This is a genomic window from Sulfolobales archaeon, assembly GCA_038897115.1.
Classification (GTDB): Archaea; Thermoproteota; Thermoprotei_A; order Sulfolobales; family AG1; genus AG1.
The window spans coordinates 1-6,418 of record JAWAXC010000117.1 but is presented as its reverse complement, the minus strand read 5'-3'; the positions used below and the strand labels follow the sequence as shown (position 1 = coordinate 6,418).

The window sequence follows — 6,418 nt, the reverse complement described above, 5'->3', positions numbered from 1 at the left end:
CAACTTGATAGGGCTAGGAAGAGATCTAGAGCTCTTGAGGATCTCTATTCTTCTAAAGAGATAGGATCCCAGGCCTATGAGGAGATTAAGAAGAGCTTAGAGGCGACTCTTAATAGGCTTAAAGAGAGATCTAAGCAGGTTAAAAACCTCCTTAGGAAAAGGTTAGGAGAGATCGAGGATGAAATACTACATCTAGATAAGGCGATGAATCATTTGAAGATAGGCTACACAGCAGGCGAGATCAACGAGCAGAGGTTTAAAGCCAGCATCGAGAATCTAAGATCTGTGAGGAATAAATATCTAGATGAGAAGAAGGATGTTGAGACCCATATAGAATTGCTCGAAAAACTTGAAACAGAGACGACTTTCCAGCCTAAGATACAGGTAGAGGCACAGATTGTACAGCCAAAGGTTGATATAGCTCAGCAGACTCAGCAAAAGCCCATAGAGGTTAGGATCGTATCGTAGGATAGCCAACCCCCAGAGAGGGGTGTTATAGGTGGAACCCATAGTGGGCGATGAGGTTGAGAGGAGATGGTGGGCATCTGATCTGATATCTAGATTCTTCTCAGGTATAGCAAGAGCTATATCTAGAAGGGAAAACACGCTTAGAAAGGCTCTGGAGCAGATCCTAGTAGAGCTAGATCTAAGCTATAATGCTCTAGAAGAAGTTGCTAGAAAGATGCAGAGAAGATATAACGAGCTATATACGCAGGCTCTCAGGGCTGTGACTGAGAAGAACATGGCTAGGGCGACTATATATGCTAATGAGATGGTGGAGATAAAGAAAATCTATAGAAGGCTTAGGATAGCCCTTACATTTATAGAACAGCTCAAGCTGAGGGTGGGCACGCTGAGCGAGTTAGACAAGCTAAGACCATCCTTAGTTGAATTCCAGAGGCTGTTAGATCTGTTGAAGCCCCAGATAGCGCCGATAGTTCCGAATGTAGCGGTTTCCCTCGAAAGAGTCATGGCTGAGATCAACTCGATAACTGGTGCTACATCAGCCCCAGAACCTCTAATGGAGCATAGTATAAAGCCAGACTCTAGAGAGGCGTCGGAGCTTCTTAAAAAGATAATAGCTGATGCAGATAGAAGTGTTGATGAAACCTTACCTCAGATGCTTCCTGAACTTGCAAAACTCGTTACAGTAGATCTTAACGAGGATCTAGTGTCTCTACCCCCTGATGTATATGCTGTAAGAGCTAATCAGCAAAAGGTGGGTAGAGATGCAAGGCATGGTATAGAAGCTTCTGGACAGATAAATAGGAGGGAAAATGTAGGGAGCAATACAAGGCGTTTAAGAACACCTGAAGAGCTGGATAAAGCGTTGTTGGACTATATAGTATCTAGAGGAGGGTTCTTAGATATAGAGGATTTCATACGTATCTATGGATGTAGCAGGGAAGAGGTGATGGCTTCCCTAGATAGGCTTGTAAAGAGTAATAAGGTTAGCATTGTGGGTTAGAGGTGCCAATAATGGGTGGCTATTCCACAAACCTCTTAGAGAAGGCTGCAAGGGAATATGCAGATAAAGCGGTTATTGCTGAGAGGATGGGTAACTATGAGGATGCTATTAAATATTATAGAGCAGCAGCACAGATCCTCAGGAGAATAATAAGCATAAATCCCGATAGTGGGTTGAGAGATGTGTATGTTGAGTTCATCAAAAGCTATGAAGAGAGAGCACAATTTCTAGAGAGAAATCTCGAGAGAATAGCAGCTGGGGGGAGAGGTGGGGAGAGACAGGGAATAGAGGTTGATTCTCATGAGCTAGTTTCGGAGCCTCCTAAAATAACTTTTGAAGATATCGTGGATCTAGAGGAGGTTAAGAAGGCTATAAAGAAAGCAATTATATACCCAGTTAAAAGACCAGATCTATATATAGATAAAATAGGATGGGATAGAGGCATATTATTGTTCGGCCCTCCAGGCAATGGTAAAACTATGTTAGCAGCAGCTGTTGCCAATGAGATAAAGGCTGCCTTCATAGCTGTAGATGCATCCGATATAATGTCTAAATGGCTGGGTGATGCCGAGAAGAATGTAAGAAGGATCTTTGAAACCGCTAGAAGGATCGCAAGAAGCGGTAAGCCTGTGGTGATAGTTATAGATGAGGTAGACTCTCTCATGGGCACATTCTCCACAGAAATAGGGGGTGAGGTTAGGGTGAGAAACCAGTTCTTGAAAGAGATGGACGGACTCCATACGAAAGGCAGTAGAGATATGATATTCGTGATAGGAACCACCAACAAGCCTTGGGCCCTTGATATAGGTTTTATAAGGAGATTCCAGAAGAGAATATATGTTCCTAGCCCTAACTATGAGGTGAGACTAGCCCTTTTAAGACATTATACAAAGAATCTAGAGCTAGATAGCGATGTTAACCTTGAGGAGATAGCTAAGATGACGGAGGGCTATTCAGCTAGCGATATAGTTGATATTGTAAGAGAGGCATATTCGAAAGTAGTTGATGAGATCTTTGAAAAAGGGTCGATAGGTGAAAGGCCAAGACCCATTAGAATGAGTGATTTAATCGAAGCAATATCAAAGAGAAAGCCCAGCATTTCGCCTGAAATGGTTAGAAGCTATGAAGAGTGGAACAAGAGATTTGGAGCAATATAGAATCTTTAGCATTTTGTACTCAGCTATTTCAAATTATTTTTATAATCCATTACATTTATACTTGAGAGTAGAAGATCTTATAATTTAAGGTAGGATTAGCAGAGATCCTGCAGTACATACATATCAAACTATTATATCTCCTATCTAAGCATTTATAGCAGGCAATTCTACCGCATAATATACAGCTGGCTATTGCAAGATGCCTTCTACATATAGTACACATATAGGCTCTACATATTGAGCATATGTTACCAACGATATGGTTTTTACAGACATTTCTTGAGCATCTCTGGCATTTCCCAATAGCTATTTTTTCCCAGCAGATCTCACATATATTTTTACCCATAGCTTCTCCTCCACCCCGATTGCAATATTAATTTTATTAAGGTTTCGCGAACTATTACTTGAATAAAAGGTTTGCTGACCTGTCATTGCGATCATCTAGCTGGAGGTATGACCAGGGTTTCCTCTTAAAATATATTTTTATAGGTATAAAAAGTTCTGAATAGATGTTCCTGTTCTATTCAAAGGGGGGTTCTGCTCAAAAAGTGTGGTTAAGCTTCTCTTACCGTTTACCCGAGGGGGTTTTGGCTACCCTCGGGCTCATCACAGTCTCCCTCGGGCGGGCTACGGCGGTTCAGCCACCCTCGCGCACCCGAGGGCCATTGATAAACCTATTATATATATCGGCATAGCTAATAGCCTTGAAGGGTCTTAACCGCGAATTAATATGAAAGCTTCCAAAGACCATCAAATATGTTTCAGCCCTTTTCTTCTTAATACTTTAAGCCAAATTTGCTTCTTAATATTCACTTATTAGCCATAGTTCTCTAGCGCCTCACCAAGTTATTGCTTGTTTGTCTCACAGGCTATGAGGATCCTTTACTAAGCAGATGATCTTGAATCCCAGGCTCTCAATATAGCTTCTGCAAATTCTAAAATGGTTTTCCCAGGATCTTTTGATAGCATAATCGCTGATGATACTAGGATCCCTTCTGCTCCCAGCTCTATAGATCTTGATGCATCCTCTTTCGTCGATATCCCTGCACCCGCTAATACTATTATCTCCTTCGAGATCTCCTTTACAGCGCTTACCCCCTCCAAAATGATCTCTGGCTTGGCTTTTGATACAGCTATTCCTGTGCCTATTAGCTCAGGTGGTTCAAGAGCTATAGCGCTTGGTTTGGCATACATTGCTATCATCTTGGCGAGGCCTCTGCTATCTGAGCAAGCTATAGTCTCGATACCTATTTCCCTTGCTATCTCCGAGATCCTTATAATATTCCTTAGCTCCAATGGCTTTTCACTGTGATTGATTAGAACACCTTTAACGCCTATGTCTTTTAGAGCTTCTAGTGGTGTATGGCCTGTATAGGCTCCATAGTATAGCGGGTCTCCGTATTGTGCATAGACATCTATAGACACGTTCCTCACTATATAGGAGGTCTCTATTAGAGGTGGGGCTAATATGATTCTAATACCTATTTCTCTTGATACTTTTTCTGATGACTTTGCTATCTCTAGGGCAGAGGATCCAAAAGAGGATCTATATGTTTTAAAGTTTATAACTAGGAGTGGGGGTCTCAACTGGGATCCGCTAGTCACCTTTCTCCTCCCTTGGGGTTAGGAGTTCAGAGGAGCTCTTGGGCTTTGCAGCCTTTCTTTCACCTGTTTCTACAAACCTGCTACTGAGTCTCTGAAGAACCTCAGGTAGCGTTGTATATTCCATCTCCTCAGGTCCTAGCCTATGTGGCATTATAGGGCCATGCCTCCTTATATATTCAGCTATAAACTGGGCTGTTCTTCTCACCTCATCGAATGCAACATCATCAAATAGATCTGCCGGTCCAACGAGCTTCGCATTCTTAATGTTGAAGCCTAGAGCAACAACCCTTGGCGGGCCATCAAATCTTGTAACCTTGGCATGTCTTAGCCCAACGGGCATTAATGGTCCGTAGTGGCTGCCTCTCATCCACCCAGCTACTAGATGTGGATGTGTAAATGCCTCTAAGATCTCACCAACTGCTGGGAAGCCGCTCTGTGCCCTCACAATCGCTACTGGATCGTCTTTGCCAACATATCTACCAGCTATTAAGCTTAGCCTCTCAACACTTACTACAGCTGCTATCTCATTATCGCTCTTCCTATGTACCCTTCTAACTATGAATCTGCCAGGTGTTCCTATTAAGGCTAAAAGATCATATATTTCTTCTGGGGCGTTGAGGGTTATTTCCCTACCCTCATAAGCATCATAAACAGTGAATTTAAAACCTTGATGGAGCCTCGGATCTATCACTAAGCCGGCAGTATTAAATGGATCTGCAAAGATCCTGTACATGGGTAGGTTAAAGGCCCCAGGCTCTGTCTTATCTGCCATGAATATCACTACAGGCTCTGAAGGTCTTTCCTCAAATTCCATCTCAGCTACGCCAGGTCCTAACCCTCTTACATTGCCACTGAATGCATCGCTAAGTAGATCTTGACCAGCAGCATAAAGACCGAGATCCTTTGCAACCTTTGCAGCCTCTTTAAAGGCTGTCCATGCTAGTTCATGCACAGCTGGATTATCAACACCCCTTCTATGTGTCATTATCAACTGTAGGTCGTCACCCACATTTGTTACGTAGTAGTCATTTATGATCCCTTTAGACTTTCCCTCTGCAAGGATTCTAGATGCAACTGCTAGTGTGTCTGGATGCACTACATGGTGGCCTGCAAGAGAGCCTATATCAGCTTTTATAACTGAGAGCGTGGTTTTCTCTTTACTCAAATTCTCACCTCATAGAATTATGCTCTTAGTGTGTTAAAAAATATATTTGACACGGTATGAGGTATATTAGATCCGGGTTTCAGTATATATAGCGGTGAGAGACGTATTTAGTTAAATAGTCAAAATTCCTCATACATAGTTCTATCAGCTGTACCCATAACAACCTTCTTCGCTTTAAGAGCTTTTGCTATATACTCGAAAGAGAGTTCAGGCCATGTATGCGAGCCACAGGAATATACATCAACGGTAGCAAATCCATATTCTGGCCATGTATGTATAGAAATATGGCTCTCCAAAACAATAGCTATAATCGAGACACCCTCACCGATTTTCCAGAGCTTTACATCTAGAAGCGTCATATTACCTATTCTAGCTGCATCTACAACTACCTTCTCGAGCTGATAGGGGTTTCTGAGGATATCAGGGTCACATCCATATAGATTCCCATAGATGTGCTTCCCTATTACCTTAGCATTTACTGGACGGGAATTATTTGTGAGAGAATAAGCTATGGTAGAGCTCATCCCCCTACCCCCTCCCTATATAGATTTATTGGTTCGTGTCTTTTAAGCAATTACTATGGAAGAAAGGAACATCTGATCCTCCCTTGCCTTAGAGTGTAGGGCTTTCCAGCTGTTAACTATGATATTTTAAATAAACTCTCTCAAATCTACTATGGGTCCCCGTCGCTTCACCTCAATCACAGCTTCTGCTCAGAGGGGGAGACCGGTCATCCCCAACTAGAATAATCATAAATCTAGCTAATATCTATGTTGAAGGGGGGCTGAGCATTAGTGATATGTATTGAATAGATATAGACAGCAGGATTTTTCATTATATATCATCATTGAGGATATAAGAGGTAAGCTATAAATCGCCATTTAAAAATAAGATATCTAGACGGTGTTTTGAATGGCTATTGCTGGTAGTGAGAGCTTTAGGGCAATTTCTCCTTCGGAGTTCTTCTATAGAAACAGAGAGTTAGCTGGTTTTTCAAATCCCGCTAGAGCTCTCTATCAGACT

The 6,418-nt window shown here is 42.1% G+C and carries 5 protein-coding genes and 1 pseudogene; 3 read left to right on the top strand and 3 right to left on the bottom strand.

What is annotated here, in order from left to right; translation table 11 throughout:
- The 3 genes from QXE01_10980 to QXE01_10970 all read left to right on the top strand — a co-directional run.
- Positions 1-468: CdvA-like protein (locus QXE01_10980; GenBank protein ID MEM4971760.1), on the top strand; the 468-nt coding region annotated here is incomplete at its 5' end.
- A 31-nt stretch (positions 469-499) separates the two neighbouring features.
- On the top strand, positions 500-1,468 hold the full coding sequence (locus QXE01_10975) for a hypothetical protein (GenBank protein MEM4971759.1): 969 nt from the start codon (positions 500-502) through the stop codon (positions 1,466-1,468).
- Between the two features lie 11 nt (positions 1,469-1,479).
- Positions 1,480-2,625, top strand: coding sequence for an ATP-binding protein (locus tag QXE01_10970; protein ID MEM4971758.1), 1,146 nt, complete (start codon positions 1,480-1,482; stop codon positions 2,623-2,625).
- Positions 2,626-3,510: 885 nt separating this feature from the next.
- Here QXE01_10970 and tpiA read toward each other — a convergent pair.
- The 3 genes and pseudogenes from tpiA to speD form a co-directional block, all read right to left on the bottom strand.
- Positions 3,511-4,230, bottom strand: a complete 720-nt coding sequence (gene tpiA, locus QXE01_10965; GenBank protein ID MEM4971757.1) for a triose-phosphate isomerase — start codon at positions 4,228-4,230, stop codon at positions 3,511-3,513.
- A 73-nt stretch (positions 4,231-4,303) separates the two neighbouring features.
- Positions 4,304-5,395: pseudogene (gene fbp / locus QXE01_10960) on the bottom strand (fructose-1,6-bisphosphate aldolase/phosphatase).
- Between the two features lie 119 nt (positions 5,396-5,514).
- Positions 5,515-5,919 carry an adenosylmethionine decarboxylase gene (speD, locus tag QXE01_10955; GenBank protein ID MEM4971756.1) on the bottom strand — a complete coding sequence of 135 codons (405 nt, stop codon included), beginning with the start codon at positions 5,917-5,919 and terminating at the stop codon, positions 5,515-5,517.
- Positions 5,920-6,418 lie beyond the last annotated feature (499 nt).